Source organism: Altererythrobacter sp. Root672 (genome assembly GCF_001427865.1).
Classification (GTDB): domain Bacteria; phylum Pseudomonadota; class Alphaproteobacteria; order Sphingomonadales; family Sphingomonadaceae; genus Croceibacterium_A.
Map to the genome: position 1 here is coordinate 1845460 of NZ_LMHH01000001.1, position 26890 is coordinate 1872349.

The following is a 26890-nucleotide window of genomic DNA, read 5'->3' on the forward strand; positions in this document are numbered from 1 at the left end:
CGAACGGCCGGCCGGCGGACCCCATGTTGCCAATCTCCTGTGAGCTGCTGCCGCCCCATCCGGATGAGGTTGTGACAGCCGGTCAGCGAGGCATCTCAGCGAGGGTCGTCGGAAAGCGCATGATCGCGTCGGATAGTGGGGCGCGCCTGCATATCCCGTTGGACGCACCCTGCGGCCGCTTGTGACCAAGTCCGGCACGCCGCCCCCGGCCGCTGCCGGGAAGGATGAATGGGAGGAGATCCGGGCGACCGCGATCGGACGGCCGCCCGGAGGAGAAAGGGCCCGGAGACGTCAGGCCGCTTCCTCCAGGGGGTCGGGCTGGACAGCGCCCTTGTTCGGTTCGTCCACGGCCTCCGGGCTGGCTCCGCGCTTGCCCGGTTCACCGCCTTCTCCGGGTTCACCGTGCGCTTCTTCCGGATCGACGGGGGTATCCACGGGCCCGGCCTGCGCTTCACCCGCAGCGCCATCGTCGAACGGGGCGACAGCCGCAGCATTCGCGTCCTCCGCGTCCGCCGCCCGGTCCTCCAGCGTCTCCCCGTCCGCCTCCGCCGGGTCCGCCTGCAGGGCTTTGTCCGCCTGTTCGGACGGTTCAACAGCCGCGAACCGCATGGCCTCGGGGACCCAGGCCAGCGCCGCCGCGCGGACCTCGGCTTCGACGACCAGCTCGCCGGCGAACAGGCGCTCGCAGGCCTCGGTCAGCTCGGCCTTCTTGGCCTTCGCATGGCGCGCCGCCAGCTCCTCTCCGCCGACCTCGAGCAGCGCGGCGAGTGCCACGCTCTTGGGCACCCGGTCGAAGTAGTTCGCCCCGGTCGGCCGCCACCAGCGCGCAACCTCGATCCCGAGCAGCTCTCCGAGATGGTCGTGCAGCGCGCAGGCCCGTCCGCCAGGGTGGTTGAGGCTCGCCTCGAGCGTGTCGGCGACGCAGTGGCCGAGCCAGGCGAGCCGAGCGTCGTCAGACATGGCGCGGAACAGGTCGAACCGCTCGGCGCGCGTCTCGCCTTGGGTCCAGCCGCGCTCGAGCGCATCGACGAGCTGCTGGCGCCCGAGCGTCGCCGCCGCGCCCGGCGTGCGGAACCCGACCACCGGGTCGGACGGCGGGCTCGCCATGAGCGAGGACCCGCTCCGGTCATGCCAGTGTCCGCCGGTCTCGCGATCGGCCATCAGGAACACCGCGAGGTTGAGCGCCAGCGCGGGATCGACCGCGAGGTGCAGCGCGAGAATGTCGCGCCGCTGGATGGCGAGCTCGTCAACCAGCTTCTGCGCCAGCCCGGCCGGCTTGCGCTCGCGACCGCCCGCAGCGCGGGCAGCGACAGCATCGGTCATTGCGGCGGGGTCACCGCCCTCGCCCTCCTCGGCGTCCTCGACGATCTCGGCAAAATAGCCGCTGTCGAGCCGAGGCCTGCCCTCGTCGTCGAGCAACAGGAACGTCCCCAGCATGGCCTTGAGCGCGTCGTCCAGCACCGGGGGCTTGTCGGCGATCGCCTGGATCTGCGTGGCCAGCTCGCCGATCCGCGCTTCGGCGGCTTCCTGCGCCTCGGGCTCGGCGTCCTCGTCCTCGATCACGTCCGACAGGCTGTCGATCTCGCCCTGGAGGACATCGATCGCGGCGGTTTCCTCCTCGCTGAGCTCGGGCGCGTCGACCGCGACCCTGCGCAGCCCATCGAGCCGGCCGTAGCCGATCCAGCTCTCCAGCGTCGGTCGGACGAAGGCGAGCCCGGTCTCGGCCGCCGCCTCATCCGCCAGCACCGCCATCTTCTCGGTCGCGAGCCGTTCGAGGAGGGCAACGTCGAGCCAGCGGGCCGCGCCCCCGTCCTCGAACAGGTCCCGCTCGATCCGACCGCCCTCGGCGAGGTAGGCCTCCTCGCCAACGAACCGTGCGCGCCGGTCGCTCGCGGTCGCGGTCGTCTGGGTCATCATGCGCCGTACGCTGTCGGGGTGTTGGCCCCCGTAGCCCGACAGCTGCTCGAAGACCCAGGCCTGGCGCTCGCGATCGGGGGTGGCCGCATAGGCCTTGGCGAGATCGAGGCTGATCTCGCCGGCGCCAAGCGCCTCGAACACTTCCCGAGCGAGCCCGGCGAGACGCAGCCGCCCCTCGACGAACCGCTGGGTCAGCCCGAACCGCCGCGCCACGCCCTCGACGTCCGAACCCTGCTCGATCAGCGCCTGGAACGCGAGGCACTCGTCTGCCGGGTTCATCGCGAGGCGCTGGAAATTCTCGGCCAGGCTGGCTTCCTGCCCGTCCGCGACGTCGACCACGAGGCACGGCACCGGGTAGTCCATCGGCAGCGCGCCGTCTTCGGCCAGAAACTGCAGCGCGCGTCGGCGCCGCTCGCCGGCCTCGACCGCAAAATGCCCGCGCGGCTTCTTCGCCTTGGTGACGACGAGGTTCTGCAGCAAGCCGCGCGTGGCAATGTCGGCTTTGAGTTCAAGGTCTGCCTGGACGTCGACGCGCTGGCGTACATTGCAATCGGACGCCACAAGCTTGTCGAGGGGAATGGTGGTGATCATCGAAGGTCTCCGGATGAGAGCCGGCACGGACATTCCGCACCCGTCGCTCACCCGCCCTCCCGCCCCCTTTCCTCTCTCCCGCCGCGGTCCGGGCCCGCGGGCCGCGCGCTGCGAACGTACCGCGCCCCCCGCGCGCGAGGTCCGCCTTACTCCTTCACGGCATCGCCAGCTCCTCCACTCCGCCGGGGCCGCCTCGCCTTTCCGGTCCCTTCAACGCGTCGCACCCTGCCGCTCGAGCGCGAACAGGCCGCCAGGGAGTAGGTCCGGTGTTCCCTCGCCAGGAACCGCCGCCGGCATGCCCGCCCGAACCGGAACGGCAAACAGCGGGGCCGCCGCGGGCGCAAGGGGACGGGGCCGCAGGGCCGCAGACGTCACCGGCCCGCCGGTGACGGCCGCCAGATAGGCGACGGTCTCGGCCGGCAACGGACTCCCTGTCGCAAGGTGCCGCGCATAGCGCACTGGTCCTGCGTTATAGGCGGCGAACAGCCCCGGATAACCGAACCGGTCGTACATCAGACGCAAGTAGGCCGTGCCGGCGAGGATGTTGTCGCGCGGATCGTGCGGGTCGCGTCCGAGAGCAAACCGCACGCGCATATCGCGCCAGGTGCCGGGCATCAGCTGCATCAGCCCCATCGCGCCCGCGCGGCTGACAATCGGCGCGTCCGCCAAGGTGGTTCGCCCGCCGCTCTCGGCGCGCATGACCCGCCGGATCCACTCGGCCGGCACGCCGAACCGCTTCGAGGCCTCGGCAACGTGCGTCGTCCAGCGATCGACCGGATCGGCCGCGGCCGTCGCCGGGATCGCCATGACCGCGAGCGGCACGGCGAGCAGGAGCGATTTCAGCGCGGCCACAGCCGTGTCGCGCGGCCGAGGACCGCGTCGTCCCGGGTGATCCCGAAATAGCGGCCGTCGAACGCGAGCGGCTCGCCCGGCGAGACGAGCAGCAGATCGCCGCGGCGTAGCCGTTCGCACCCGTGCCACGACCTGGGCATCGGGCGCCCCGCGGGATCCGTCCGCTGCCGGGTCGCCACCGGGCGCCCGTTGACGCGGACCGTATCGCCGCGCGCGCACACGGTATCGCCGGCCGCCGCCGCGACGTGCTTCACCAGCGGCACGTTGCGCGGCAGGTAGTGCCGCTCGGCGCCAAGCGCCCGGGCGGCGAGTGGCGGCCAGGCGAGCGCCATGTCGCCGCGACGCAAACCGCGGGCGGCGGTGATCCGGTAAAGCCCCATGGGACTGCTCGCGCTGGCGTTCCAGACAAGCCAGGGGTCCGGCCGCCCCACGAGCGGCACAAGCAGTGCCGCCAGCGACAAGGCCGAGCAGAGGACCACCGGTCCCTGGCGACCGCGAGGCCCTGGCGCGGCCCACAGGTGCGACGCGACGGGGACGGCCGGCTCAGGCATGGCCGGCGTCCTGCGCTCGGGCTGACGCACAGCCAGCGTCCCGCATGCAGGCTGACGCGCCGCGCGCGCCTTGCGCGGCCGAGCCCTTCGACCAGATGTCGAGATCCTCGATATGATATCTGACGTATCGGCTGTGCCGGCGGAACGTCGGCCCGCTGCCGTCGGCGCGCATCGCCTGCAGTTTTCGGGCGCTGAGCCCGAGATAGAACGCCGCCTGTTCGGTCGACAGAAACGGGCACCCCTTCTTGGCCCGCGCGGCGCGGGCGACATCGTCTTCCATGGGTCTCTTCGCTTTCCTCAAATTCGACGAGCGGTGCCGTCGCGAACCGCTTGAATGCCGCGCGCCGAGCGCCCGGCAGAGGCTCGAATTGGCCTGCCCTCAAAAACGAGCCGCTGTCGGGGCGGCTTGCAGCGGCCCGTGCGAAGTCTAAGAGCGGTCACCCCATGACAGGACAAACACGATGACCACTGTGCTTGACCAGGTGCGCGCCTTCGTCGGCCGGCTCGCCCCCGAGGCAGTGTGTGACGACTGCATTGCCGAGCGCCTCGGCCTCTCGGTGCGCCAGCACGCCAACCACAAGACCCGAGAGCTCGCGGGCAGCGGCGGCTTCCTGCGCGCCAAGGGGCCTTGCAGCCTGTGCGGCGAGACCAAGCTCGTCATCGCCCGGTCCTGATCGCTTTCAGCCGCGCAGCAACGAGAGATAACCGCCCCGGGCCATGGCCCGTGCCCCACCGACGAGGCGCTGCGACTGCAGACGCAGGCTCGGCACCTCGGTTCGCCAGCGCGCCCGCGCCGCCTCGGCGCTGAGCAGGACTTGCGCAATTTCGCGCTGCCGGGCGCCGGCTTCCAGCGCATCGAACGCCCTCAACAGGAGGACCCGCCTGCGGTTGCGGCTGCGCACGGCCGGTTGCCCGAGGCGGCCCGAACGGCACAGCCGCACGAGACCGCTCAGTGTCGCAAGCGGCCCCTCGATCCCGGCAAGGCCGCCGAGCTCGTAGGCAAGACGCACGGGTCCTTCCAGGAGCGAGCCTGCCGCGATGTCGAGACGCAGACTGGTCCGGCCATCGCCGAGCAGGAGATGTTCGCCGCCCTCGCTTCGCACGAGCACAGCCAGGGTCGCGAACCGTCTAATATCGAAGCGGTCTTCGGCTGCGCCCTGCTTCCACGCGGTTACCACCAGAGTGCGAGGGAACACCTCGCTCCGCCAGATCGGCCGCGCCGCGGAGGCCGGCAGGTCGGGATTTTCGAAAGCATGCAGGCCCCAGCGCGCGGCCTCAGGATCGCCGGCGATGACTCTCAGCCCATCGCCGCTCTCGCCGCGGGGTGCCGGGCGACCAGCCGCGCGCGCAGCGTCACGGTAGGCAAGGTCGCGCCGCAGCCATTCCCAGGCGAAACTGTCCGCCCCCGCTCCAAGCAGCGCCGCGTAGCCCGCAGGATCGCGCCAGTCGGGCGGGAAAGGCGGCCCGGGCCGCATCGGCGCGCAGCCGCCGCCCTATCGGCGCGGACCGGTGTCCGAGGAATGCAGACCTTCATGATCCATCGCTCGGGCCTCCGGCAGCGCGCGGAGACGAGAGCAGGCGGGGCGGGACTAACCCATTCCCCCGTTCGGGGGAATGGCCTCGCCGAAACCGATCCAGGCGTCGCGCAGGCCGTGGACCACGAGCTGCGTGCGCGTCGCGACGTCATAGGCGGCGCGGGCGCGCTTCACGTATTGCCGGGCGGTGGCCTCGGCGATGCCGAGAATGCGGCCGATCTCCCAGTCGCTCTTGCCCGCCGCGACGAGGCGCAGGCACTCCTGCTCGCGCCGGCTGAGGCGCGGCCGACCCTGTGCTGCCGGAAGCCCGTGGAGGCGCCGCGCCGCGCCGAAGGCATGGGCGCCCATGAGCTCGGCGCACAGCAGATGGCGCTCGGGCAACGCCCGCCCCCGCCGCACCGCGAACGAGCACGAGCCCGCCGGTTCGCCGGGCACATTGGCGGGTACCGTGAAGCCCGCGCCGATCCCGTGGCGGGCACTGAGCTCGAGGATTTCGCGATGGCGCGTTGTCATCGGGACCAGGCTTCCGAGCTGCTCCCAGCGGAAACCGATGTTGGTTCGCCCGCTCGCAAGATGAACCGGATCATCGGCCGCAAGCCCGCCGGCCATGATCTCCGCGGCCCAACCCAGCGGATAGCTGTCGAGCCGGATGAGCCCCGCCCCGCCGCCCGAAAGACCGGCGTGGTGCAGCAGCGCAAAGTGGTCGAAGCCCAGAGCCCGGGTCGCATCGAGGAGCAGGCCCGAAAGTTCAGGGAGGGATGCGCAGCGGCGGACGCCCGCGTCAAACTCGTCGATGAGCCCCCCCTGCAGCACGCTAGGGGCCCGTTGAGGCAATAAGACGCCGACAATAAGCAAATCCGTGTGGGCGCATGATCCTTCACCGGTCACGAATAAATAATTTGATTATAATCCGCACTTTGGTTGAATATGACCATAGTGTTACACGGCGGCGTTACAGCCTGGGACAGGTTCTTCGTCGTGGGGCATGCCTTTCAAGATTGTCCGAACGGCCGCGTGAGACCCGGCCGACGGACCTCAAGAAAGGCGGGGGGACGGACGAGGCGCACTTGGGATCGCCCCGTCTCCCCGCAGGGGGCCATGTTTGACAGGATAGACGCGTTCGTGCGCGACCTGGCCGAGGTGAAAACCGAAGCCGAGCTTGCCGATCTGCTGCTCGATATCAGCCGCGAGATGGGGTTTTCCTATTTCGCCCTCACGCATCACGTTGATATCCGGTTGGCACCGCGCCCGGCCATTCGCCTCGCCAACTATCCGGACGACTGGATCGGCTACTTCGATGACAACAGGCTGGGCCTGTCCGATCCGGTGCATCGGGCGAGCCAGCTGACCAGCGCCGGCTTCGCCTGGTCGCAGCTCTCCAGCCTGATCAAGCTCACGGCGCGCGATTGCGAGGTCCTCGCGCTCGCCGAGCGGCGCGGGATCGGCGACGGGTTCACGATCCCGGCCCATGTTCCGGGCGAGGCGAACGGCTCGTGCTCGTTTGCGACGGCCGCGGGCGATGCGCTCAGCGAGCGTCACCTGCCGCTCGCGCAGCTCGTTGGCGTTTTCGCGTTCGAAGCGGCCCGGCGGGTCTGGCAGATGCGCTATTCGGGGCTCGCCCATCGGCCGACGCTGACCGATCGTCAGCGAGACTGCGTGGTCTGGGCGGCCCAGGGCAAGTCGGACTGGGAAATCGCGCGCATCCTCGGGCTCAGCCCCGAAACCGTGACTCAATATCTCAAGCGCGCGCGCGAACGTTATGGCGTGAGCAAGCGAACGATGCTCGCGGTCCACGCGCTGTTCGACGGCACGATCACCTTCACCGACGTGCTCAAGCGCTAGGGCAACCCCCCAGTTCTGGGACTCGCGGGCTCCTCCCCCGACCGGCGATAGAGGCCGGATCAACGGGAGAAGATCGAGATGCTCCAGATAGCCGAACGCCTGCCCCATCCCCTTGCCGACGAGACGCTGCGCGGCATGTTCGAGGCGCGCAAGCGGGTCTTTGTCGACTTGCTCAAGTGGGACGTGCCGGTGCTCGAGGGCCGGTTCGAGCTCGACCAGTTCGATGATGAGCACGCGGTCTACCTCGTGGTGCGGGGCGAGAGCGGGGAGCACCTTGCCTCCGCGCGCCTGCTCGAGACCACGCGGCCGCACATTCTCGATACGCTCTTTCCTGACCTGTGCGCCGTCGCCGTACCCCGCGGAGCCGACGTTCGAGAGATCACCCGCTTCTGCCTCGACCGGCGGCTTTCGGCCGAGCGCCGGCTCGCGGTGCGCAATGTCCTCGTGAGCGCGCTCGTCGACCACGCGCTGGCGCGCGGCATCCTGGTCTACACCGGGGTCGCCGAGTTCGGCTGGCTGCAGCAGATCCTCGCCTTTGGCTGGCGGTGCCGACCGCTCGGCCTTCCCGCCCTTCACGATGGCCAGACGCTCGGCGCGCTCAGGATCGAGATTTCCGCGCAGACCCCGGCGCTCCTCGCGCGCAACGGCATCTACACCCAGGCCAGCGAAGCCGACACCGTCCGCGAAGCGGCCTGAACCCTGCAAAGAGGAGACTGCCCCCGTGACCCTTCACTTAACCGAGCGGACCGCGCGCGAGCGCGCCGACCAGCTTCTCGCACAGGGCTACTGCGTGATCCCAGACCTTGCGACCGCCCCCGTGCGCGCGCTCGATGCCGACCTTGCGGAAGATTTCGCGCTCACCCCGTTTTGCGAAGGCGGGTTCTACGGCAGCCGGACCAAGAGGTTCGGACGCTTGCTCGCGCGTTCAGACCATTCCCGCACGCTCGTGACGCATCCGCTGATCACTCGCGTCGTGGAACACGTCCTTTCGCCGTGGTGCGACACGGTCCAGCTCAATCTGACGCAAGCGATCGCGCTCCATCCAGGCGCCCTGCCCCAGTTGCCGCATCGCGACCAGGACATGTGGCGAGGCGCGCTTGGCGAGATCGAGTACCTCGTAAACGTGATGTGGCCCTTCACGCCCTATACCGCCGATAACGGGGCGACGGTGCTGTGGCCGGGCAGTCATGGCCGCGAGGCCCTCGATCGCCAAGCGCCCGCCATGCCCGGGACACCGGTCGAGCTGGAGCCTGGATCGGCGCTCATGTTCCTCGGGTCCACGCTCCACGGAGCCGGTGGAAACCGCACGCACGAGGTCCGCCGCGGCTGCATCGTGAGCTACTGCCTCGGCTGGCTCAAGCCGTATGAGAACCAGTGGCTCGCCTATCCGCCCGAGGTCGCGCGCGACTTCCCGCCCGAGCTCGCCGCGCTCGTCGGCTACCGCCAGCACCGCCCCAATCTTGGCAACTACGAGGGCCAGTGCCCCTCGGTCCTGCTCAGGGACAAGCCGCCGCAGCGCCTCGGCGCCATCGACGCCTTGCGTCCCGACCAGGCCGACCTCGTCGCGGACTATGTCGCCGGCCAGCAGCAGCGTGACACTTGACCGACGCCTCCATCGCGTGCCCCGCCGGCCATGAGCGCGGGGGTGACGTTCGAGCGTGTCTACCACGCGCTCAAGGAGGAGCTCGGAAGCGGGCGCTATGCGGCGGGCCAGCACCTCGAGCCCGCCGCGCTCTCACGCGACCTTAATGCCAGCATCACGCCCGTGCGCGATGCTCTGCATCGCCTCGCCGGCGAAGGCCTCGTGGAAACGCCCCGCGGCGAGGGCTTCAGAATGCCGCTCATGACCGAGGTCGGCCTGCGGCATCTCTACCGCTGGAACGCGGGTTTGCTCGACCTCGCCGCCCGCGGGCGAAGCGGCCCCGAACCGACCGGACGGGGAGAGGACAGCGAGCCCGCAGGCGCCGCAGGCGCGATCGAAACGACCGAGCACCTCTTCCTCAAGGTCGCCGCGCGTTCGGGCAACCCCGAGCACGGAGCGACGATTGCCACGCTCAACGACCGCCTGCGAGCGGTCAGGCAGGTCGAGCTCGCCCTCATGGCCGATCCCCTGGCCGAGCTCGAGCCGATCGCGGCTCTGCTCGCCTCCGATACCCTGCCAGGGTTGCGCCGAACGCTCGCGGCCTATCATCGTCGCCGCGAGCGCCTGGTCGGCGAGTTGGTCGCCGCGCTCGTTGCCCCTCGCTAGGCACCCCGGGTCCTCGTCCGCCCTCAGCCTGGCGTCGCCCCCGGGTAGCGACGTACATTCGCCCTGTACGCCCCGTATAAGCTTCGTGCCCTCCTCTACCGGTCCTAGCCTCTCGTGCGCTGCATTCCCGCAGCGACAAGGAGATGTGACATGAAACATGAGCGCAAGGAGACCGGCCTCGTCGAGCTCGGGACGGCCAGCCTCGAGACCCGCGGCCTGCCGATCGCCCCGGAGCCGGAGTCCATGGGCTTCAAGGTCAAGTCGCTGCTCGTCGACTGAGCCCCGGACGCAAACCCCGGACGCGCGGGGACCGGCACGGCCCCGCGCGTCCGAACCGGGATGCGCTTGTCGCTCGCGCGGGGTCACGCCGGGACCCATAGCGTCACCTCGCCGCCCCTTTCCTGCTACTCTCCCCCCAGTCCCCTGCTACTCTCCCCCAGTCACCTGCCCCTCTGATCCCCAGTCGCCTGCCCCTCTGATCCCCAGTCGCCTGCCCTTCTCACCCTTTGTCACCTGCCCTTCTCACCCTTTGTCACCTGCCGCTGTCCGAGGGTCGGCCCGCGACGCTCTTCCCGGACACGCCCGAGCAACCCGGCGCTGTCGCCCGCCCCGTCCATCAGCTGCCCTGCAGCGACGCGCGCCGAGGCGGTCTTCGCGGGGCCCGCAGACCAAAAAAGGCCCGTTTGAGCGCTGCGCAAACAATCGGACTATTCGCCCTGTATAAGCTTCGTACCCTCGCCCCGCCTTCCTAGTCTGCCGGTGCTGCACCCCGCAGCATCAGGAGAAACGATATGGAACGCGAACACACCGACAGCGGGCTGGTCGAGCTCGGCACCGCCAGCACCGAGACGCGCGGACAGCAGATCCTCGCCACTCCGGAGTCGAACGGCTACCTGAGGGTCGGCCCGCTCGTCGACTGAGCGACGGCGCGCGGGGACCTGCGGGTTCCCGCGCCTGCCGCGATCCTGCGCCCAGCATGACCTACCTCCACCTCAAGCGCCATGTCAGCTACGGCCTCATAGCCGGGCAAGCGGTGTTTCTGGATCTCAAGGGCGATCGCTATCTTGCGCTCGACCCGGTGCTCCAGGCCGATTTCGATGCCTTGCGAACGGCGCCCGAGCCTTTTCCCCTACCCGCCGACGAGCCCGCCCGCGAGCGCCTGCTCGCGACCGGGCTGTTCCAGCAACACTCGCTCAAGGGCCGCGTCGCCCCGGTCGAAATCGAGGTCCCAGCGGCAAGCCTGCTCGACGAGACCCCGATCCGGGCGGACTGGCGCACGGTCCCAAGGGTGTGGTCATGCCTGCGGCGCGCCCGCGGGCGCCTTGCGAGAGTGCCGCTGATGGCTATTGTCGAAGACATTCGCGAGAGCCGCTTTGCCGCAAGCGGGCCCGCCGACGCAGCGCAGGTGGAAGATGCGGCACGCCGGTTCCACGCGGTGCGCGCGCTCATCCCGGTGGCGCGCAGCTGCCTGCTCGATTCGCTCGCGCTGCTCGACTGGTTGGGGGACGGAGCCACGCCCGCCACGCTCGTGTTCGGGACGCGGCTCGATCCCTTCGGCGCGCATTGCTGGCTGCAGACCGATCGCGTGGTGCTGACTGACGCCGCAGACACCGCGCGCACTTTCGTCCCGGTCCTTGCCGTCTGATGCAGCTGCGCTACCTTGCGGCGGCCGGACGCGGCGAAGCCCTCGAGCGGTTCTCGGCAACGCTCGCAGCCTGCGGACTAGCGCTCGAGCCCGCCCTCCGCGGTCCGGAGCTCGCAATCTGGACAGTTCCGGGAACGCCCAGCCTCTGCGCGCCGGACGGCTCGGCCCTTGCTATCGGCGTCCTGTTCGATCGCGCCAGCGGCCAGCGGCTCGAACGGCTCAGGGCCCCCGTGCCAAGCGAGACGCAATTCGTCGAACGTTACTGGGGCGCCTACGTGCTGCTTGCGAGCCGCGGAGACGGGCACCATGCGGTGCTGCGCGACCCGTCAGGCGGGGTGACGGCTTATCATCGCCGCTGCGAGCCCCTCGATATCTACGCTTCGGACGCCGAGCTGCTGGCCGCGGCCGGCCCGCTCGAACCCGACCCAGCGTTCCTGCAGCACTGGCTGAGCTTTCCCGCCCTGCGCACGGGCCTTACCGGCATTCGCGGCATCTGCGAGATCGTGCCGGGCTCGGCGCATATCCGGATCGGCAACGACGAACGCATGACGCCCTGCTGGACCCCCTGGACCTACGCTGCGCCCGATCGGTCAATCCGCCGGTTTGAGGACGCGGCCGACATGTTGCGCGAGACCGTCCTCCACGCCGTCCCGCGCCTGCTCGGCAACAGCACCACAACCGTCCTCCAGCTGTCAGGCGGTCTCGACTCCTCGATTGTCGCTGCGGCACTGGCCCACGCAGGCCGGCCCTTTCGAGCGGTCACTTTCGCTACGGTGACCCCTGATGGCGACGAACGCCGATACGCCCGCGACGTCGCGCAGCACTGCGGGATCGAGCTTGCCGAGCTGCTCGAAGAGCGCGCCTTGCCCGACTTCGCCGAGGTCCCACCGCTTGCGCTGCGCCCGCTGCCCAACGCGCTGTTGCGGATAGTCCATCGGGGCATGGCCAACCATCTGGCGCTCACCGGCGGCGAGCTTGCGCTCGACGGCGCTGGCGGCGACAACGTGTTTGCCGCGCTCGCAACGAGCTCACCCGCACTCGACGCGCTCTGCCGTGAGGGCCCTCGCGCCGGGCTAGCTGCCTTGGAGGATCTTGCCCGGCTGCACGGGACCACCGTCTGGGCCGCGGCGCGCGCGGCCGCCCGCCGCTCTCGTCGAACCCGTGTGGCCTGGGAGCGTGAGGACGCGTTCCTCGCGAAGGCGGCTGCCCTTCCGACCTGCGCAGACCATCCCTGGCTGCGCGACATCGCCGCGGCCGATCGCGGCACGCTCGAACACGTCCAGTCGATCGCCGGGATTTTTCACTTCCTCACAGATCCCACGCCAGGCGCTAGCGCTTCGCTGCATCCGCTTCTTGCCCAGCCCATCCTCGAAGCCTGCCTGCGGGTGCCCGCGTGGTTGTGGATCCGCGAAGGCCGGGACCGCGCCGTCGCGCGCGAAGCGTTTCGCGGGCTGCTGCCGGACTCGATCCTCGCTCGCCGCTCGAAGGGAAGCCTCGTGAGCCTGTTCACGACCGGCTACATGGCGCGCCGCGCAGAACTCGAAAGCCTGCTGCTCGAAGGCAAGCTCGCTGCGACCGGGTTGCTCGACCGCGACGCGATCCGGACCTACCTGCGTCGCGACGGCCAGCCCGAGGATGCGCGCTACATTCGGCTGATCGACCTCGCATCCGCCGAGACCTGGCTGCGCTCGTTCGACCGCTGATCCGCGTCGCGCTTCAGCCGCATGGCCTGCCATCGGTGGTACTGATCGGCCTTGACGGGATCGGGGTCGGCGATGCCCTGCAGCCAGAAGCGGAACCAGTCGAGATTGCGCCGGTAAACCGCAAGCCGGTGGCGCGGCTGGAACTTGACGTGGTTCTCGTCCGGAAAGGCGTAGAGCTCGACCGGCGTCGAGGTCAGGGCCAGCCGCGCGTAGATTTCGGCCTGCGCGCGCGCCTCGTTCTCGGGCATCTGCATGAGCAGCGGCGCCTTGATCGTGTCGACATTCAGCGCCGGCGAGACAACGCGCCAGCGCTCGGGCGCCTCGTCTGGGCTGGCGAGGCCAAAGAAGCCGCGCAGCACGCCCGTAAAATCCCGCCCCGGCAAGGCATTGCTCCAGTAGGCCGACGGCGTGAACTGCGGCGAGGCCACTGCGGCGGCGGCGAGCAGCGGCGTATTCATGGCCACCCACATCGTCACCTCGCTGCCGTGGCTGAACCCGCCCATACCGATCCGCGAAGGATCGGCCCATCCGCGCTTTGTCAGATCATCGACGAGCGCCTCGACGCTCGCGAGGCCCGCCCGATAGCTTGCGACCATGTCGACACTCTCGTCGCTCACCATGTTGAGGCAAGCCACAACGAACCCGGCATCGGCCAGCGGGGCCAGCGGGTACTCGTCGCCGACACCCCCGCGCAGATAGCCCGGGCAAGCGTAGTAGGTGACGAACAGCGGCGCGGGCACGGCCAAAGCGCCCGGCGGCAGCAGCACCGTTCCGCTGGCCTCACGCCCGTCGGGGAGTGTCCAGGAAAGCTGTTCGACGCGCGGCATCGTGCGACCCCGCAAGGTCGCGTTGGGATCGAACAGCACGGTCCGCGCGCCGGTCGACAAATCGATAGCCTCAAGGCGCGAAGGCGCCACTGCGCTCGCGGTCACGCAGACCGCGGACCGGGGAGTCAGCGCGCAGGGCCGCGCCGGCTCGCGCGACCCGGCGATCAGGCCCTCGCCGCGCACGAGGGTTCCCACCGTACCGCGCGCCGGATTCCACAGGTGAAGCGACTGGCGATAAAGGTCGTCCTGTGTGGTAAAAACGAGCTCGTCTGTTCCGGGCCGCCACGCCAGGGAGACCACGCGCCGCGCAGAGCAGGCCGCCGCCTTGCAGGTGGTCATCTCCCCGCCCTGCTGGACCTCGATGGTCGACCGACCCGCCTGACGCCGCACCCGCACCGTAGGCCGACCGGGCTCTTGAAGGACAAGGGCCGCCCCAAGCGCCTCTGGCGTGAGTGGCCCCACGACGGCAGGCGTTTCGGGACCAAGTTCGGCCACCGCCAGGGATTGAAGGTCGAGGCGATAGCGCTGCCGTGGCGACCGCCACAACAGCCCCGCGCGGCTGTACCACTGCCCGGTCAGCCGCTGGCTCGCAAGGCGCCCGTCGACCCAGCCCCCGCGATATAGGTTCTGGTTGAGGTCGACGCTTCCATCGACAAGGATGCCTTCGTCGTATTCGCTCCACTCGGCACGTTCGACTTCCGCGCGCGAAGGTCCGAGGCTGTAGGTCAGCGAAGACCCGTCCTCGCCTGGGACCAGACGTTCAACGTCCGCGTCGGTGACCCCGACCGGCCAGCTGCCCGATCCGTCAACGGCCGTGCGCCAGACGCCGATCGCGCCGTCGACCAGCGCGCGGAAGAAGACAAAGCGCTCGTCAGGCGACCACACCGGTGCCTCGACCGCGAGCGGTTCCCCACCACCTTCGATCGGGGCGCCCCCGTCGGCGATGCGCCGTGTCGCCCCGCTCTCGAGATCGCCGACATACCATTCCAGGATATAAGTGTTGCGATCGAGCGAGGGGCGCTCGACCCGGAACGCCACCATTCGACCGCTCGGCGAAGCCGAGAGACCGGTTACATCGCTCACCTCGACGAGCTCCGGGACGCTCGGCCCGGCGCTCGCCGGCGGGCTGGCGAGCGCCAGAGCGGTAATCAGGACTGCGCCTAGCGCGTCGCGTCTGATCCGCCGCCCGGTCACCAGCTCTTCCGCGCCTGCAGCGACACGAACCGGCCGCGCCCGCTCGCATTGACCGGGTCGTAGCCGATCCCGCTCGTGTGGCCCGGTTCGGGCAGGAGCGGCGGGGGCGCGGCGTCGAACAGGTTCTCGGCGTAGAGCGTCAGGCGCAGGCCCCTCAGCCCGGCAGAGGCGGTCTGCTCAAACTCATAGGACAGGTTGAGGTCCACCGTCGTCCAGGAGCCGACCGCGACGAGGAGCGGACGCCGATCGTCATCGTAACCGGCGGCGTAATTCAGGGCGAGGCTCCCGGCCCACGGCCCTCGACTCCAGCTGATCCCGCCCCGCGCGCGCCAGGACAGCGGCCCGAAGGGGCGGTCGAGCGATTGTGACACGGGACTGGCAGCGGTCAGCCGATTGTCGAACGACAGGACGTGAGTGACGTTCGCATCGAGGACGAGGCGGTTGGTGCCCGCCTCGAACGCGTAGCGAAGGATAGCATCGATACCGTTCGTCGTGGTTTCGGCGGTGTTGCTGACGCGGGTGTCGAGCATGACGTCGACATCGGCCGGCGTGGCGCCGCCATCAGAAAAACCCGGCCCGGTCACATCGAAGGTCTGACGAGCACCCTCGATGATCGCGGTAAGTTCGCGCAGATCGGGACTGTGATCTACGATGGGGTCGAACGCCGGGTCGCCGACGACCGCAATGGATCGTATCGGCAAGGCAATGCGGTCCGTGAACCGGACCGAATAGTAATTCAGCGACAGCGACAGCCCCGGGGCAAAGGCCGGGGCGATCTCGGCGCCGGCCGACCAGGTGCGCGATGTCTCGGGACCGATGTCCGGATCGCTGCCTTGAAGCACGGCGATGATCGACCCGGGCGGGGCCAACGCAGGATCCTGGTAGGCAAGGTAGGCCGGCGCATAGAACACGTCGTAGACGCCGCCGACCTCGGCGAGCAGCGGCGCGCGGAACGACGTGCCGTAGGAGGCGCGCAAGTCGAGGCCCTCGACCGGCGACCACAGCGCGCCAAGCTTGGGGTCGAACGCGGAGCCTGTCCCCGAATAGGCGTCAAACCGGCCGGCCAGAGACAGCTCAAGCCGCTCCATGCCCGGCATGCGGTTCACGCTCGAGACGAGCGGAATCGACAGCTCGCCAAACAAGGATGAGACGTCGCGGCTCACGCGCTTTTCGCTCCTCGCGAAGGCCGAAGACTCAAAACCGTCGCGATAGCTTTCCTGACGGAGCTCGCCGCCAAGCGCCACGCGGACCGCGCCGCCGGGCAGCTCGAACAGCGCGCCGTCGATCTTTAGCGCGCCTCCCACGACCTCGTTACGGACATCGCGCGCATTGGCGAGCTCGATACCGCCGGGCTGGGTCTGCTGCTGGTCGGTGTCGGACAGCGCGTAAGTGCCTTCAAGCCGCGCGCGCCAATCGTTGCCGAAAAGGTAGGTCAGCTCTCCTGTAACCGTCACGGAATCGGCCACGGCGTGGGCGCCGACAGGGAGCGGTGTGGTTGAATCGAAGTAGGTGCGCTCGGTCGTGCGATGGGCGTAGGTGCCGATGGCATTGAAAGTCAGGCTATCCGCCACGGCCTGCTCGAGGCTCGCAAGCACGCTGTGGCGCCGTTCACGCGGGGTGAGAAAGGTATCGGGCCGCAGACCGATGGTGAACTCGCGCTCGCCCGCGCGGATCTCGTTCTCGCCCCGGAACTCGTAGGCGAGCAGGCCGTGGCCCCTGCCCCAGTCGGCGCCTCCCGCCTGCGACAACAGCACCTGCTCGCCGCCCCCGCGCGTCGTGGCACCGGCCTGCATGGTCGTCTCGAGACCGTCGAGCTGATCGCGCAGGATGAAATTGACCACGCCGCCCACGGCATCGGACCCGTAGATGGCCGAGGCACCGTCGGTGAGAACCTCGACACGCTCGATCAGGCTGACGGGGATCAGCGAGATGTCGACGTAAGCGCCGTAGCCGCTCGGTGCCAGTCGCCTGCCATCGAGCAGTACCAGCGTCGCGCGCTGGCCGAGCCCCCGCAGGTTGACCCCTGCTCCGTGGTCGGTGACGTCCTGGTCGGGCAGCGTGACCCCGAAATTCTCCTGGTTCACGCCGCCCTGCGAGTTCTGCGGCAGCTTGCGCATGAGCTGCTCGACAGAGGTCGCCCCGGTCTGGTCGATATCCTCGCGCCCGATGACGATGACAGGTGAGCTCGCCGGCGCGCCGCGCAAATGGCTACCGGTCACGACAATCGTGCCGCCCTCTGCTTGGGTGACCCCGCCGGCGAGCTCCGCGGGGGCCGGTCTTTCGCCTCCTCCCGCGCTGACGACAACCAGGGCGTCGCCGACGCGCCTGACCTCCAGACCACTTCCCATGAGCAGCGCGCGCACGGCGTCTTCTGCGGTGAACGTGCCGGAGACAGCCGGTGCCTGGCGGCTCCTGACGAGATCCCCGGATGCGACAATGCTCTGACCGCTTTGCAGCGAGATCGCGCGCAGAGACGCCGACAGATCCTGCGCAGGTATCTCGAATACAAATTGCTCGTCTTCGCGAGCACAGGCTGGCCCGGCGATTACAATCGCGGCCCCGGCCCCGGCCGTGAGCAGCGACCCCCAAAAGTTGCGTTGCATGTTTCCCCCTTCTCGACGCCGCGTGGGCTTTCCTCAGGGGCCTTGACGTCAGGGGCGCGATCTACCCCCCAAATTTCTTCGAGACCGGTGTCTGGCCTGGTCTCGCGCAGGGCATCGCGCGGTCGGGAATGGATACGACACAGAGCGTATCGACCCTTGGCATCGCCTCCAGGAGGTCGAAGGTGGCCAGCTTTACGTCGCCATTGCTGGTCCAGCACCAGCAAGTTTGGGGGCCTCGCTAGTTCAGACGAACCCTCTTCCGCTATTTCGTGGAACGCGCCAATCTTTGCGTGCCAGGGACGCCGCGACAAATTCGCCTGCGCGCGGCGCACGCTTACCCGCCTATTGGGCTGCCCCTTCCCTCTGCAGCCCGAGGCTTCCGTCCGGTTCCTCAACGAGGTGCAGGCTCAGCGCGGCAGCGACGCTCCGGGCGAAGGCCCTGGCATCGCCGGCCTCGAAAGCCCCGGTCACCCGCAGCCTGGCCAGTTCAGGGTCAGCCAGCCGGACACCAGGGGTCGCATTGCGGTTGATTTGCTCAACGGCCTCGTCAAGCCTCGTGTCGTTGAACTCGATCATCGTTGTCCGGCCCGTTGCAACGGACGTCGGACCGTCCTCGGGCGGCGCTGTTGGCACCATGAGGTGCTGACCAGCTGTCAGTTGAGCCATCCGCCGGCCCGAATCTTGCCGTGAGGTAGCGTAGGAAACGTCGATCCGGCCCTCGATCAGAGACACCAGCGTGCCCTCGGCACCGAGCCGGACCCGAAACTCGGTCCCGCGCGCAACAATGGTGGCCTGTTCGGCTGTGACAATGAAGGGCCGGCCCTCGTGCTTCACCACAAACCGTCCCTCGCCGCGCTCGAGCCGCAAGCGGCGTTCGTTGCTGTCGATGTCCACGTTGAGCCTTGAGCCAGGCGCCAGCTCCACGTCTGACCCATCGGCGAGATGAACCAGCGAGCTCGCGTCCAGGGCCGCGGAAAAGACGGCGAGCTGGGTTGAGGGGTCCGCTCGCGGTGAGACCGGCCGGGCGCTCAGGACCGCGAAGGCCACGATGACCCCGCCTGCGATCGCGGCCGCGGCGACAAAGGCATAGGCCGGGATGCGACGAGGCTCCCTCCACTCAGGTTCGCTCACGCGCGAAGGTCGCATTTCCGCGGCAGTCTCAAACAGCGCCGAAAGACGATCGAAGCTTGCGGCGTGATCCGGGCTAGCGTGGTACCAGGCCGCAAACGCAGCCCAATCGCGTTCATCATGCGGGCCGTTCAACTTCGCCAGCCAGCCGGATGCCTGCCGCCGCACCCTCTCGCGACGGCTAATGAAAGGCCAGACCATCAGGCGCGATCCCGAGCGATCAGTCGATCGATGGCGCAAATTGCCTTGCTCATCTGCTTCTCGACCCCCTTGACCGACAGCCCCGTGCGCAGCGCAATCTCGGCATAGCTAAGACCCTCGATCCGGTGAGCCAAGAAAATCTCCCGCGTCTTCGGGCGCAACTTCATGACGGCGGCCTCGACCCGTGCGAGCATATCGCGCGTTTCGAGCAGGCGCTCCTGATCGACGCCGACAAGCGTAACCTCGTCAGCCGCCACATGGCTATCTGAATTGCGTCGCCAGGCTTGTTTCGCCCGGTCCCGCAGCAAGTTTGCGGCCATACGGCTGAGGTAGGCCTGCGGCCGGTCGATGAGCTGCAAGCCGCCAGTCCCCAGGCGCGCCACGCGATAAAAGACCTCCTGCACGAGATCGCGCGCTTCTTCTCGGTTTGAGGTCCTGCGGGTGAGCGAACGCAGCAGCCGCGGCGACTGCTCCCGATAGAGCGCTTCGAGTGCCGGAGAGGGCACGATCTCGTCGTCACGCCGGAAATCGACCGCGAACTCGTCGGGCTCGTCGAGGGCGTGGGGACCGTGATCCACGCTCATGCCGCGATCAGCCGCCGTCGGCGAAGCCGCCGCGGATCAGGGTTCACATCAGTGGGCCGACCTCTCATGGGCGCCTCTCCAGGTGACAGAGACGCTCCGGCAAAGCCGGGTGTTGAGAACATGCTTGGACATGCGCCGCCGCCTTTAACCGCGTAGCGGTCTGGACATGCGCGACGGCCACCCGGCCGAGATCCGTGCCGGCATCATCAAGCGAGGTTCTCACGCCTCGGCGCCGTCCATCGGCGCACTGTCAGGATAGAGTCCGAACGGAGGAGCGCAAGCTCCTCTTTCACCCACTCACCTGAAGTTGCACCGAAATGGCGGCTTTGGCCTTACATCAATTAATGCTTGAGGCAGCACTTACGGTCACACGCCCGACTGACGTCTTTCAGAACTTCACTTTGCACAATGGGACGCCCCCAGCTAACAGAACTTGCGGCCTTCCGCGAGTTCAGCGGAGGGGGACGGTTTCACTGCGGCTCATGGCCTTGTCCGTAAAGGAAACCGGAAATCTTTGGAGACCGGGCATGGCACCTGCCTACGAGGGTTTGGACCGGTCGCTCTTGCGGTTCGGTCGTTCAAGACGACAGGCGACGGCAGGCCTTGCGTCAGCATATCCGCCCATGCTTCCGCGAGCTCTCGCCGCCGCGGCATGTACGCGGCGCGGTTATAGGCGCTCTCGACCTTTTCCCTGGGCACGTGCGCGAGCATAAGATCGATGACCTTGCGATCATGGTCCTTCCCGCGGCGTTCGGCCCATTCGTTCATGATCGTCGAGAAGGCCGCGCGGAAGCCATGAGGCACGTGGTGGCCGTGGTAGCCAGCGCGATTGAGCAGATAACCGATGGCGTTCTCGCTCATTGGTTTGTGCAAATGGCGCGTGCTGGGGAAAAGCAGGTCGCAATCGCCCGTCAGCGGCCATAACGCGCGAAGCACCGCGACGCTCTGTCGGGCCAGGGGGACAAGGTGGTCGCCGTTGACCTCTTCCTTACGATCGAGGTCGCCCTTCATTCGCGTTGCGGGAATCCGCCAGAGCGGCTTGCGGCCGTTGAGATCTTCGAACTCGTCCCAGCGCGCCCCGCGCAGCTCGCTGGGGCGGACCACGGTCAAGGCGAGCAAGCGCAGGGCGAGCCGCGTTATAGGCCGGGCATAGTCCTCCTCGGCATCCGCAATCAGGGCTCGCAACCGTGGGAGGTCGGTGATGGCAGGTTGGCGCCCTTTGCGCAGGGGCCTTAGCGCCCCGCCCAATTTCTCGGCCGGGTCGACCGAGGCGATCCCCTCGGCAATGGCGTACACGAACACCGCCGAGACCCGCTGACGCACGCGTTTTGCCGTTTCGATGGCGCCACGATCTTCGATCGCGCGAAGGAACTCCATGAGCTTGGGCGGCTTCAATTCGGAGATGGGCAGACTGCCGATGGCAGGAAAGACATCGCGCTCGAAGCTCCGCAGAATGTCTGCGGCGTGATGGGCCGCCCATTGCGACTTCGCGATCTCGTGCCACGCACGGGCAACGCGCTCGAAAGTGTTGTGGCCCGCCTCGATATTCGCCTGGACCCGCATCTTCTTGACGATCGCGGGGTCCCGACCCTCCTGAAGCTGAGCGCGTGCTTCGTCGCGCTTGGCCCGCGCAGCGACAAGCGAGACCAGGGGGTAGATGCCAAGATGCATCGTCTTTTGCTTGCCGTCGTAGGCATAGCTCCACTTCCAGAGCTTCGAACCGCCTGGCTTGACCAGTAGGTAGAGCCGGTGGCTGTCAGTCAGTTTATAGGGCTTTTCGCGCGGCTTTGCCGCGCGCGCCTTTGCATCGGTTAGCATGTCCACCTCCAGGACCACGTTTTTCCCGGCCCGGGACCACGTTTCGGGCCCACGCTCACATTGGAGGCGTGCGCACGGCTGCGGCCGGGCCGAACCGCTAAGCGTCGGTTTTTAGGGGAAAATCGTCAATCCTGGTGGACTTCTGCGGACCCCTGCGGAGGGGTATCTGGCGGAGAGGGTGGGATTCGAACCCACGTTACGGTTACCCGTAAACCGCATTTCGAGTGCGGCGCATTCGACCACTCTGCCACCTCTCCGAGAAGGGCTCAGGCACCCGATACGGGTACCCGGACGGTCAGGAGCGCGGCGGTTAGCGGAACGTCTCTGGCTTGCCAAGCCCCAGACTTCGCTGAAGTCGATTGGACTGGGGATTCCGGCCTCCGGAACCTTGCTGCCTCCCAGAGGTCTCCTATATCTTATGACAATGGACCGAGCTCAATTCTATTCGCCCAGGGCAGGCCGGCTGATCGAGGCATCGCAGCGGGTCGAAGCGCGTTTTGCGATCGGTGACGTCGTGCGGCACAAGCTGTTCGATTTCCGCGGCGTCGTTTTCGACATCGATCCGGTCTTTGCCCACACCGAAGAATGGTATGAGGCGATCCCCCAGGACATGCGTCCCCGCCGGGATCAGCCGTTTTACCACCTCCTGGCCGAAAGTGAGGACTCGTCCTACGTCGCCTACGTCAGCCAGCAGAACCTGCTGGAAGACAGTGCGGGCGGCCCGATCGACCACCCGAATGTCCCGGAACTGTTCGAGACCTTCCTGGCCGGTCGCTATCGCCTGCGACGCAGCCTCACCCACTGATACCTTGGCGGAAGGTCAGCTTTTGATCTTCCACCCGCTCTTGAGCAGCCGGTAGGTCAGGAAGCCCAGAACCAGGTTGAGGATCCCGACGCCGATCGCGGCGCCGACCACCGCGTGGTTGGTGTTGCCGATATCGCTCTCTCCGATGAAGCCGAAGCGGAAGCCGGAGATCATGTAGAAGAACGGATTCGCCCGGCTCAAGGCCTGGAACGCGGGTGAGAGGTTCTCGATCACGTAGAACGTGCCCGACAGGAGCGAGAGCGGCGCGACCACGAAGTTGGTGACGGCCGCGGCGTGATCGAACTTCTCCGCCCAGAGGCTCGTCAACAAGCCCATCAACGCGAGCATGGTCGAGCCCATCAGGCCGAACCAGACGATCGCCCAGGGGTGTGCGGCCATCAGGTCAACACCGGGCCACAGCGCCATCGCCAGCACCACTGCGCCACCGACCATTATCGCGCGAGTGATCGCGGCCGCGACAATACCGATCATCAGTTCGGCATTCGTGAGCGGCGGCATCAGCAGGTCGACGATCGTGCCCTGGAGCTTGCCGGCCAGCAGCGAGAAGCTGGAATTGGCAAAGGCATTCTGCATCATGCCCATCATGACCAGGCCGGGCGCGACGAAGGTAGCGAACGATACGCCAAGGATGATGCGGTCGCCCCGCCCCATCGCAACGGTGAAGATCACCAGAAAAAGCAGCGTTGTTATCGCCGGGGCCCAGACGGTTTGCGTCTGGACCTTGAGAAACCGCCGCACCTCCTTCATATAGAGGCTCCACAGCCCGATCCGGTTAAGACCCGTCATCAGTGGCTGCCCCTTGGGCGGAAACGTACGCCCAGCACTCGCGATGGGGTCGACAGATTCAGGTTGCTTGCCGGAACTATTCGGCGCAGCGGCTGGAGCTTGATCGGCCATGGTCCGCGCCTATCGGCCCGGCCCGGTGCTGGCAAGGTTTGTGCGGTCCCGCCCGCCCGGATTTGTAGATGGATTGCTGATGAGCTGGACCGACGAACGTATCGCGACGCTGACCAAGATGTGGGAAGGCGGCGCCACTGCGAGCCAGATTGCTGACGAACTTGGCGGAGTGTCGCGCAATGCCGTGATCGGCAAGGCGCACCGCCTTGGCCTCAAGTCGCGCCCCTCGCCCGTAAAGGCCAACGAGCCCAAGCCCGCGGCCAAGCCGAAGGAAGAGCCCAAGGCCGCCGCGCCCACTCCCAAGCCCAAGCCCAAGGCGCCCGCGCCTGAGCCAGAGTTCGATGCGGAGGATGACGCTCCTGCCGCCGCTGCTCCGGTCCCTAGCCAGCCGTTGCCTAACCGCGATCCCGATCGGCCGCGCGTGGTCTCGGTCGGTCCGGGTGGCTTCCTGCGTCAGGGTCCTGGCGACCAGCAGGCTCCGATTCCCCCGGCCCCGCCGCGGCGACTGGTGCCCGCGAGGCCGAGCCCGGAGATTGCCGACAAGACGAGCCTGCTCGATCTCAACGACCGTGTCTGCCGCTGGCCGATGGGGCATCCGGGTGAACCGGACTTCCATTTCTGCGGCGATAAGGTGAACCCTGGGTTCCCTTATTGCGTCCAGCATTGTGGGCGGGCCTATCAGGCTCAGCTGCCTCGCGGTGCGCGCCGGCCCCCTCCGCCGTTGCCGTTCGGCGGCCCGCGGGTTCGCTGAACCAACTCAAGGCATAAGAAAAGCGCCCGCGATCGATGATCGCGGGCGCTTTTCTTTAACCGGGCGTCAGCTCGCGCCGGCTCCTGCGTCGGCCATCTTCGCCACCGCATCGTCGATGGTAAAGCTGTTCGGCCGCTGGATTGGCGGGAACTCCTTGAAGGTTTCCGCGAACTTCGCCGCCCCGACTTGCGCCGCGAAGATGAAGTAGTCGTTGTGCAGGAACCAGTCGTAGTACGTGTTCGAGGTGATATCCGCGAACTCGTACGGATCGGTGCGCAAGTTGAAGATCTTGGGTAGGCGCAACCGCGTGAACGGCTCGGCCCAGACCTGCATCGTGCCCTTGCAGCGCTGCTCCATGAACACGATCTTCCAGTTATCGTACCGCATGGCCAGGATGTCGCCATCGTCGCTGATATAGAAGAAGAAGTTGCGCGGGCTCTCCTTCTCCTTGCCGGTAATGTAGCTGACCAAGCTCATGCCATCGATGTGGTTCTTGTAGGTCCGGCCGATGGCCTTGTAGCCCTTCTTGAGCTTCTCGACCACGTCAGGGGCGCCCGCCATCTCCATGAAGGTGGGTAGCCAGTCGTGGTGCTGGACGATCTCGTTGGAAATCGATCCTGCCTCCACCTTGCCGGGCCAACGGATCAGCAACGGGATGCGGAAGGCGCCTTCCCAGTTGGTGTTCTTCTCGCTGCGGAATGGCGTCATGCCGCCATCTGGCCAGCTGTTGCGATGCGGGCCGTTGTCGGTCGAGTACATGACGAAGGTGTTGTCAGCGAGGCCAAGCTCATCGAGCAAGTCGAGCATTTCGCCGACGTTCTTGTCATGATCGATCATCGTGTCGTGATACGGCGATTGCCAGCGCCCGGCCTGCCCCAGGCTTTCCTTCTTAGTGTGCGTGAACATGTGCATGTGCGTCGTGTTGAGCCACACGAACCACGGTTGGCCTGCCTTGTTCTGGCGCTTGATGAAGTCCGTCGCGGCGGCAACGAATTCATCGTCACAGGTCTCCATCCGCTTCTTGGTAAGCGGGCCCGTTTCTTCGATCTTCTGATTGCCAACCTTGCCCCAGCGTTCGTGGACGGTCTTGTCTTCCTTGTCCGTCGCCCAGCTATGGATCACGCCGCGCGGACCCAACTTCGCCTTGAAGCGAGGGTCCTTCGGGTAGTTGTCCATCTCTGGCTCTTCTTCGGCGTTGAGATGGTAGAGATTGCCGAAGAACTCATCGAAGCCATGGTTGGTCGGCAGCATGTGGTTGAGATCGCCGAGGTGGTTCTTGCCGAACTGGCCCGTGGCGTACCCTTGTTCCTTGAGCAGCGCGGCGATGGTGACGATCTTCTCGTTCATGCCGATCGGCGAGGCCGGTGCCCCGACTTTCGACAGGCCAGTACGCAGCACGCTCTGCCCAGTGATGAACGAGGAGCGGCCCGCTGTGCAGCTCTGCTCACCGTAACTGTCGGTGAACTTCATGCCCTCTTTGGCGATGCGGTCGATGTTGGGCGTCTGGTAGCCCATCACACCATGGCTGTAACAACTGAGGTTCGATATTCCGATGTCGTCACCCCAGATGACGAGGATGTTCGGTTGCTTCTTGGCCATGACAGGTTTCTCCTTGATGGCGGGCCCCGTCCCGGCTTCGGGCGCATGGACGGGGCTCTGGTAGCGATGCTTAGTTCTGGTTGGGGCTCGCGGTGGCGATCTTCTCCATCGCATCGCTCACCGTGAAGCTCGCCGCCTTGGCCCGTGGCGGGAACTCCTTGAAGCTGGCGAGCAACTGCCCAACGATTGCCTGCGCCGGCACGAACAGGAACATCCTGTGGGCGGAATAATCGCCGTAGTAGATGCTCTCCGGACCGCGCTCGAACGGGTCTGATCGAATGTTGTAGAGCATCGGCGCACGCAGCGCGGTGAAGTTGCCCTGCCAAACGCCAAGCGGGGTCTTCGGGTTGCTTTCGGAGTGCTGCTCCTGGAACGCGACCTTCCATTGCCGCACGCGCAGTGCCATCAGATCGCCATCGTCGCTCCAATAGGCAAAGCCTTGGCGCGGCCATTCCTTCGCCTTGCCCTTGAAGGCTGAAGTCAGGTCATGTCCGTCGAGGTGCACCCTGAACTTCTTGTCGCCGATCTTCCCACCCTTCTTCACGCGTTCGACGACATCGTCGTCGCCTGCGGCAGCGGCGAACGTCGGCAGAAAGTCCTCGTGAGCGCAGATCTCGTTGATGATCGTGCCGGGCTCAATCACTCCGGGCCAGCGGATCACGCAGGGGACGCGGAAGGCGCCTTCCCAGTTGGTCGCCTTTTCGCCTTTGAACGGCGTAGTCCCGCCGTCGGGCCAGGTGAAGACTTCGGCGCCATTGTCGGTCGTATAGACGACGATGGTGTTCTCGGTGACGCCGAGCTCATCGACCAGGTCGAGAAGCTCGCCGACATGTCCGTCATGTTCGACCATGCCATCGGGATAGAGGCCGAGCCCGGTCTTGCCCTTCGATGCCTCCTTCAGGTGCGTGAAGACATGCATCCGGGTCGAATTGAAATAGCAGAACCACGGGCCGCCCGCCTTGTTCTGGCGCTTGATGAAGTCCTTGGCGGCGCCGAGGAACTCCTCGTCGACTGTCTCCATCCGCTTGCTACCCATCGGGCCGGTGTTCTCGATCGTCTGGCCGCCCTTGCCGTCGGCCTTGCACTTGAGCACGCCGCGCGGACCGAACTTCTCGCGGAACTTCGGATCCTTCGGATAGTCCTCGTTCTCCGGCTCTTCCTCGGCATTGAGGTGGTAGAGATTGCCGAAGAATTCGTCGAAGCCGTGCATCGTCGGCAGATGCTCGTCGCGGTCGCCGAGATGGTTCTTGCCGAACTGCCCGGTGGCGTAGCCTTGTGCCTTGAGCACCTGGGCGATGCAGGGATCGTCCGGGCCAAGTCCGAGATCGGCGCCAGGCAGGCCGACTTTGGTCAGTCCCGTCCGGATCGGCGATTGCCCGGTCAGGAACGCCGCGCGCCCCGCGGTGCAGCTTTGCTGCGCATACCAGTCGGTGAAGCGGGCGCCCTCGGCCGCGATCCGGTCGATGTTGGGCGTCCGGTAGCCCATGATCCCGCTGTTGTAGCAACTCGGATTGAACCACCCGATGTCGTCGCCCATGATGAACAGAATATTCGGCTTACCTTTCGGCATCTCTCACA

25 protein-coding genes and 1 tRNA gene are annotated in these 26890 nt (G+C 67.2%); 11 read left to right on the forward strand and 15 right to left on the reverse strand.

All coding sequences use genetic code 11. The features are described from left to right. Positions 1 to 291 precede the first annotated feature (291 nt). From ASD76_RS08885 to ASD76_RS08900, 4 genes are all read right to left on the reverse strand, one after another. Positions 292 to 2508, reverse strand: a complete 2217-nt coding sequence (locus tag ASD76_RS08885; RefSeq protein WP_082553699.1) for a ParB/RepB/Spo0J family partition protein — start codon at positions 2506 to 2508, stop codon at positions 292 to 294. A 210-nt stretch (positions 2509 to 2718) separates the two neighbouring features. Further along, positions 2719 to 3315: a lytic transglycosylase domain-containing protein gene (locus ASD76_RS08890; RefSeq protein WP_082553781.1), complete on the reverse strand. Its 597-nt coding sequence runs from the start codon at positions 3313 to 3315 to the stop codon at positions 2719 to 2721. Positions 3316 to 3347: 32 nt separating this feature from the next. Further along, positions 3348 to 3821 (reverse strand): S26 family signal peptidase, encoded by a 474-nt coding sequence (locus ASD76_RS08895; protein ID WP_162249653.1) that lies wholly within the window; start codon positions 3819 to 3821, stop codon positions 3348 to 3350. Positions 3822 to 3903: 82 nt separating this feature from the next. Continuing rightward, complete coding sequence (locus ASD76_RS08900; RefSeq protein WP_235506591.1) at positions 3904 to 4191, reverse strand: helix-turn-helix domain-containing protein; 288 nt, start codon at positions 4189 to 4191, stop codon at positions 3904 to 3906. Positions 4192 to 4372: 181 nt separating this feature from the next. Here ASD76_RS08900 and ASD76_RS08905 point away from each other — a divergent pair, with 181 nt between their 5' ends. Continuing rightward, positions 4373 to 4585: a hypothetical protein gene (locus tag ASD76_RS08905; RefSeq protein ID WP_055921368.1), complete on the forward strand. Its 213-nt coding sequence runs from the start codon at positions 4373 to 4375 to the stop codon at positions 4583 to 4585. 6 nt (positions 4586 to 4591) lie between these two features. Here the strand turns inward: ASD76_RS08905 and ASD76_RS08910 are convergent, their stop codons facing one another. Together ASD76_RS08910 and ASD76_RS08915 are read right to left on the reverse strand one after the other, a co-directional pair. Then, entirely contained in the window at positions 4592 to 5386 is a 795-nt protein-coding gene (locus ASD76_RS08910; RefSeq protein ID WP_055921371.1) for a DNA -binding domain-containing protein, read from the reverse strand. A 114-nt stretch (positions 5387 to 5500) separates the two neighbouring features. Beyond that, on the reverse strand, positions 5501 to 6259 hold the full coding sequence (locus tag ASD76_RS08915) for a helix-turn-helix transcriptional regulator (protein WP_055921374.1): 759 nt from the start codon (positions 6257 to 6259) through the stop codon (positions 5501 to 5503). A 285-nt stretch (positions 6260 to 6544) separates the two neighbouring features. Between ASD76_RS08915 and ASD76_RS08920 the strand changes: the two genes are divergently transcribed. From ASD76_RS08920 to ASD76_RS08945, 8 genes are all read left to right on the forward strand, one after another. Further along, on the forward strand, positions 6545 to 7288 hold the full coding sequence (locus tag ASD76_RS08920) for a LuxR family transcriptional regulator (RefSeq protein WP_055921378.1): 744 nt from the start codon (positions 6545 to 6547) through the stop codon (positions 7286 to 7288). Between the two features lie 78 nt (positions 7289 to 7366). Beyond that, the gene (locus ASD76_RS08925) at positions 7367 to 7984 is read left to right on the forward strand and encodes an acyl-homoserine-lactone synthase (RefSeq protein ID WP_055921381.1); all 618 of its coding nucleotides are present in this window, start codon (positions 7367 to 7369) and stop codon (positions 7982 to 7984) included. Positions 7985 to 8009: 25 nt separating this feature from the next. Continuing rightward, positions 8010 to 8891 (forward strand): phytanoyl-CoA dioxygenase family protein, encoded by an 882-nt coding sequence (locus tag ASD76_RS08930; protein WP_055921383.1) that lies wholly within the window; start codon positions 8010 to 8012, stop codon positions 8889 to 8891. 30 nt (positions 8892 to 8921) lie between these two features. Next, a complete protein-coding gene (locus ASD76_RS08935) occupies positions 8922 to 9536 on the forward strand; it encodes a GntR family transcriptional regulator (protein WP_055921386.1) in 615 nt (204 codons plus the stop codon). Positions 9537 to 9686: 150 nt separating this feature from the next. Continuing rightward, a complete protein-coding gene (locus tag ASD76_RS18745; RefSeq protein WP_268760318.1) occupies positions 9687 to 9815 on the forward strand; it encodes a hypothetical protein in 129 nt (42 codons plus the stop codon). A gap of 512 nt (positions 9816 to 10327) precedes the next feature. Further along, entirely contained in the window at positions 10328 to 10456 is a 129-nt protein-coding gene (locus tag ASD76_RS18225) for a benenodin family lasso peptide (RefSeq protein WP_156457611.1), read from the forward strand. Positions 10457 to 10512: 56 nt separating this feature from the next. Then, positions 10513 to 11181, forward strand: coding sequence for a lasso peptide biosynthesis B2 protein (locus ASD76_RS08940; RefSeq protein WP_055921393.1), 669 nt, complete (start codon positions 10513 to 10515; stop codon positions 11179 to 11181). Continuing rightward, on the forward strand, positions 11181 to 12884 hold the full coding sequence (locus ASD76_RS08945) for an asparagine synthase C-terminal domain-containing protein (protein ID WP_055921396.1): 1704 nt from the start codon (positions 11181 to 11183) through the stop codon (positions 12882 to 12884). The genes ASD76_RS08940 and ASD76_RS08945 overlap by 1 nt, the downstream gene beginning before the upstream one ends. Here ASD76_RS08945 and ASD76_RS08950 read toward each other — a convergent pair. The 6 genes from ASD76_RS08950 to ASD76_RS08975 all read right to left on the reverse strand — a co-directional run bounded on the left by ASD76_RS08950 (position 12824) and on the right by ASD76_RS08975 (position 21496). After that, positions 12824 to 14905: an Atxe2 family lasso peptide isopeptidase gene (locus ASD76_RS08950; protein WP_055921399.1), complete on the reverse strand. Its 2082-nt coding sequence runs from the start codon at positions 14903 to 14905 to the stop codon at positions 12824 to 12826. The two genes, ASD76_RS08945 and ASD76_RS08950, sit on opposite strands and share 61 nt — an antisense overlap. Beyond that, entirely contained in the window at positions 14902 to 17508 is a 2607-nt protein-coding gene (locus ASD76_RS08955; protein ID WP_055921402.1) for a TonB-dependent receptor, read from the reverse strand. The genes ASD76_RS08950 and ASD76_RS08955 overlap by 4 nt, the downstream gene beginning before the upstream one ends. Before the next feature lie 342 nt (positions 17509 to 17850). Further along, entirely contained in the window at positions 17851 to 18837 is a 987-nt protein-coding gene (locus tag ASD76_RS08960) for a FecR family protein (protein ID WP_082553702.1), read from the reverse strand. Continuing rightward, the gene (locus ASD76_RS08965) at positions 18837 to 19421 is read right to left on the reverse strand and encodes an RNA polymerase sigma factor (RefSeq protein WP_055921408.1); all 585 of its coding nucleotides are present in this window, start codon (positions 19419 to 19421) and stop codon (positions 18837 to 18839) included. Before ASD76_RS08965 ends, ASD76_RS08960 begins: the two co-directional genes overlap by 1 nt. Before the next feature lie 480 nt (positions 19422 to 19901). Then, positions 19902 to 21239, reverse strand: a complete 1338-nt coding sequence (locus tag ASD76_RS08970; RefSeq protein ID WP_055923103.1) for a tyrosine-type recombinase/integrase — start codon at positions 21237 to 21239, stop codon at positions 19902 to 19904. Positions 21240 to 21406: 167 nt separating this feature from the next. Next, positions 21407 to 21496: transfer RNA gene (locus ASD76_RS08975), tRNA-Ser, on the reverse strand. A gap of 167 nt (positions 21497 to 21663) precedes the next feature. Here ASD76_RS08975 and hspQ point away from each other — a divergent pair. Continuing rightward, entirely contained in the window at positions 21664 to 22044 is a 381-nt protein-coding gene (gene hspQ / locus ASD76_RS08980; RefSeq protein ID WP_055921410.1) for a heat shock protein HspQ, read from the forward strand. A 15-nt stretch (positions 22045 to 22059) separates the two neighbouring features. Here hspQ and ASD76_RS08985 read toward each other — a convergent pair whose 3' ends face one another. Further along, the gene (locus tag ASD76_RS08985; protein WP_055921413.1) at positions 22060 to 22962 is read right to left on the reverse strand and encodes an ABC transporter permease; all 903 of its coding nucleotides are present in this window, start codon (positions 22960 to 22962) and stop codon (positions 22060 to 22062) included. Positions 22963 to 23041: 79 nt separating this feature from the next. On the opposite strand from ASD76_RS08985, the gene ASD76_RS08990 reads away from it, so the two are divergent. Further along, positions 23042 to 23713 (forward strand): GcrA family cell cycle regulator, encoded by a 672-nt coding sequence (locus ASD76_RS08990; RefSeq protein WP_055921416.1) that lies wholly within the window; start codon positions 23042 to 23044, stop codon positions 23711 to 23713. A 66-nt stretch (positions 23714 to 23779) separates the two neighbouring features. On the opposite strand, the gene ASD76_RS08995 is transcribed toward ASD76_RS08990, so the two are convergent. Both ASD76_RS08995 and ASD76_RS09000 read right to left on the reverse strand, forming a co-directional pair. After that, positions 23780 to 25312, reverse strand: a complete 1533-nt coding sequence (locus tag ASD76_RS08995; RefSeq protein ID WP_055921419.1) for an arylsulfatase — start codon at positions 25310 to 25312, stop codon at positions 23780 to 23782. Between the two features lie 70 nt (positions 25313 to 25382). Continuing rightward, the gene (locus ASD76_RS09000) at positions 25383 to 26882 is read right to left on the reverse strand and encodes an arylsulfatase (protein WP_055921422.1); all 1500 of its coding nucleotides are present in this window, start codon (positions 26880 to 26882) and stop codon (positions 25383 to 25385) included. Positions 26883 to 26890 lie beyond the last annotated feature (8 nt).

Coding starts and splice junctions, on each gene's coding strand:
- ASD76_RS08885 (WP_082553699.1), bottom strand. CDS start 2,508: ATGATCACCACCATTCCCCTCGACAAGCTTGTGGCGTCCGATTGCAAT.
- ASD76_RS08890 (WP_082553781.1), bottom strand. CDS start 3,315: ATGGCGATCCCGGCGACGGCCGCGGCCGATCCGGTCGATCGCTGGACG.
- ASD76_RS08900 (WP_235506591.1), bottom strand. CDS start 4,191: ATGGAAGACGATGTCGCCCGCGCCGCGCGGGCCAAGAAGGGGTGCCCG.
- ASD76_RS08905 (WP_055921368.1), top strand. CDS start 4,373: ATGACCACTGTGCTTGACCAGGTGCGCGCCTTCGTCGGCCGGCTCGCC.
- ASD76_RS08910 (WP_055921371.1), bottom strand. CDS start 5,386: ATGCGGCCCGGGCCGCCTTTCCCGCCCGACTGGCGCGATCCTGCGGGC.
- ASD76_RS08920 (WP_055921378.1), top strand. CDS start 6,545: ATGTTTGACAGGATAGACGCGTTCGTGCGCGACCTGGCCGAGGTGAAA.
- ASD76_RS08925 (WP_055921381.1), top strand. CDS start 7,367: ATGCTCCAGATAGCCGAACGCCTGCCCCATCCCCTTGCCGACGAGACG.
- ASD76_RS08935 (WP_055921386.1), top strand. CDS start 8,922: ATGAGCGCGGGGGTGACGTTCGAGCGTGTCTACCACGCGCTCAAGGAG.
- ASD76_RS18745 (WP_268760318.1), top strand. CDS start 9,687: ATGAAACATGAGCGCAAGGAGACCGGCCTCGTCGAGCTCGGGACGGCC.
- ASD76_RS18225 (WP_156457611.1), top strand. CDS start 10,328: ATGGAACGCGAACACACCGACAGCGGGCTGGTCGAGCTCGGCACCGCC.
- ASD76_RS08940 (WP_055921393.1), top strand. CDS start 10,513: ATGACCTACCTCCACCTCAAGCGCCATGTCAGCTACGGCCTCATAGCC.
- ASD76_RS08945 (WP_055921396.1), top strand. CDS start 11,181: ATGCAGCTGCGCTACCTTGCGGCGGCCGGACGCGGCGAAGCCCTCGAG.
- ASD76_RS08955 (WP_055921402.1), bottom strand. CDS start 17,508: ATGCAACGCAACTTTTGGGGGTCGCTGCTCACGGCCGGGGCCGGGGCC.
- ASD76_RS08960 (WP_082553702.1), bottom strand. CDS start 18,837: ATGGTCTGGCCTTTCATTAGCCGTCGCGAGAGGGTGCGGCGGCAGGCA.
- ASD76_RS08965 (WP_055921408.1), bottom strand. CDS start 19,421: ATGAGCGTGGATCACGGTCCCCACGCCCTCGACGAGCCCGACGAGTTC.
- ASD76_RS08970 (WP_055923103.1), bottom strand. CDS start 21,239: ATGCTAACCGATGCAAAGGCGCGCGCGGCAAAGCCGCGCGAAAAGCCC.
- hspQ (WP_055921410.1), top strand. CDS start 21,664: ATGGACCGAGCTCAATTCTATTCGCCCAGGGCAGGCCGGCTGATCGAG.
- ASD76_RS08985 (WP_055921413.1), bottom strand. CDS start 22,962: ATGGCCGATCAAGCTCCAGCCGCTGCGCCGAATAGTTCCGGCAAGCAA.
- ASD76_RS08990 (WP_055921416.1), top strand. CDS start 23,042: ATGAGCTGGACCGACGAACGTATCGCGACGCTGACCAAGATGTGGGAA.
- ASD76_RS08995 (WP_055921419.1), bottom strand. CDS start 25,312: ATGGCCAAGAAGCAACCGAACATCCTCGTCATCTGGGGTGACGACATC.
- ASD76_RS09000 (WP_055921422.1), bottom strand. CDS start 26,882: ATGCCGAAAGGTAAGCCGAATATTCTGTTCATCATGGGCGACGACATC.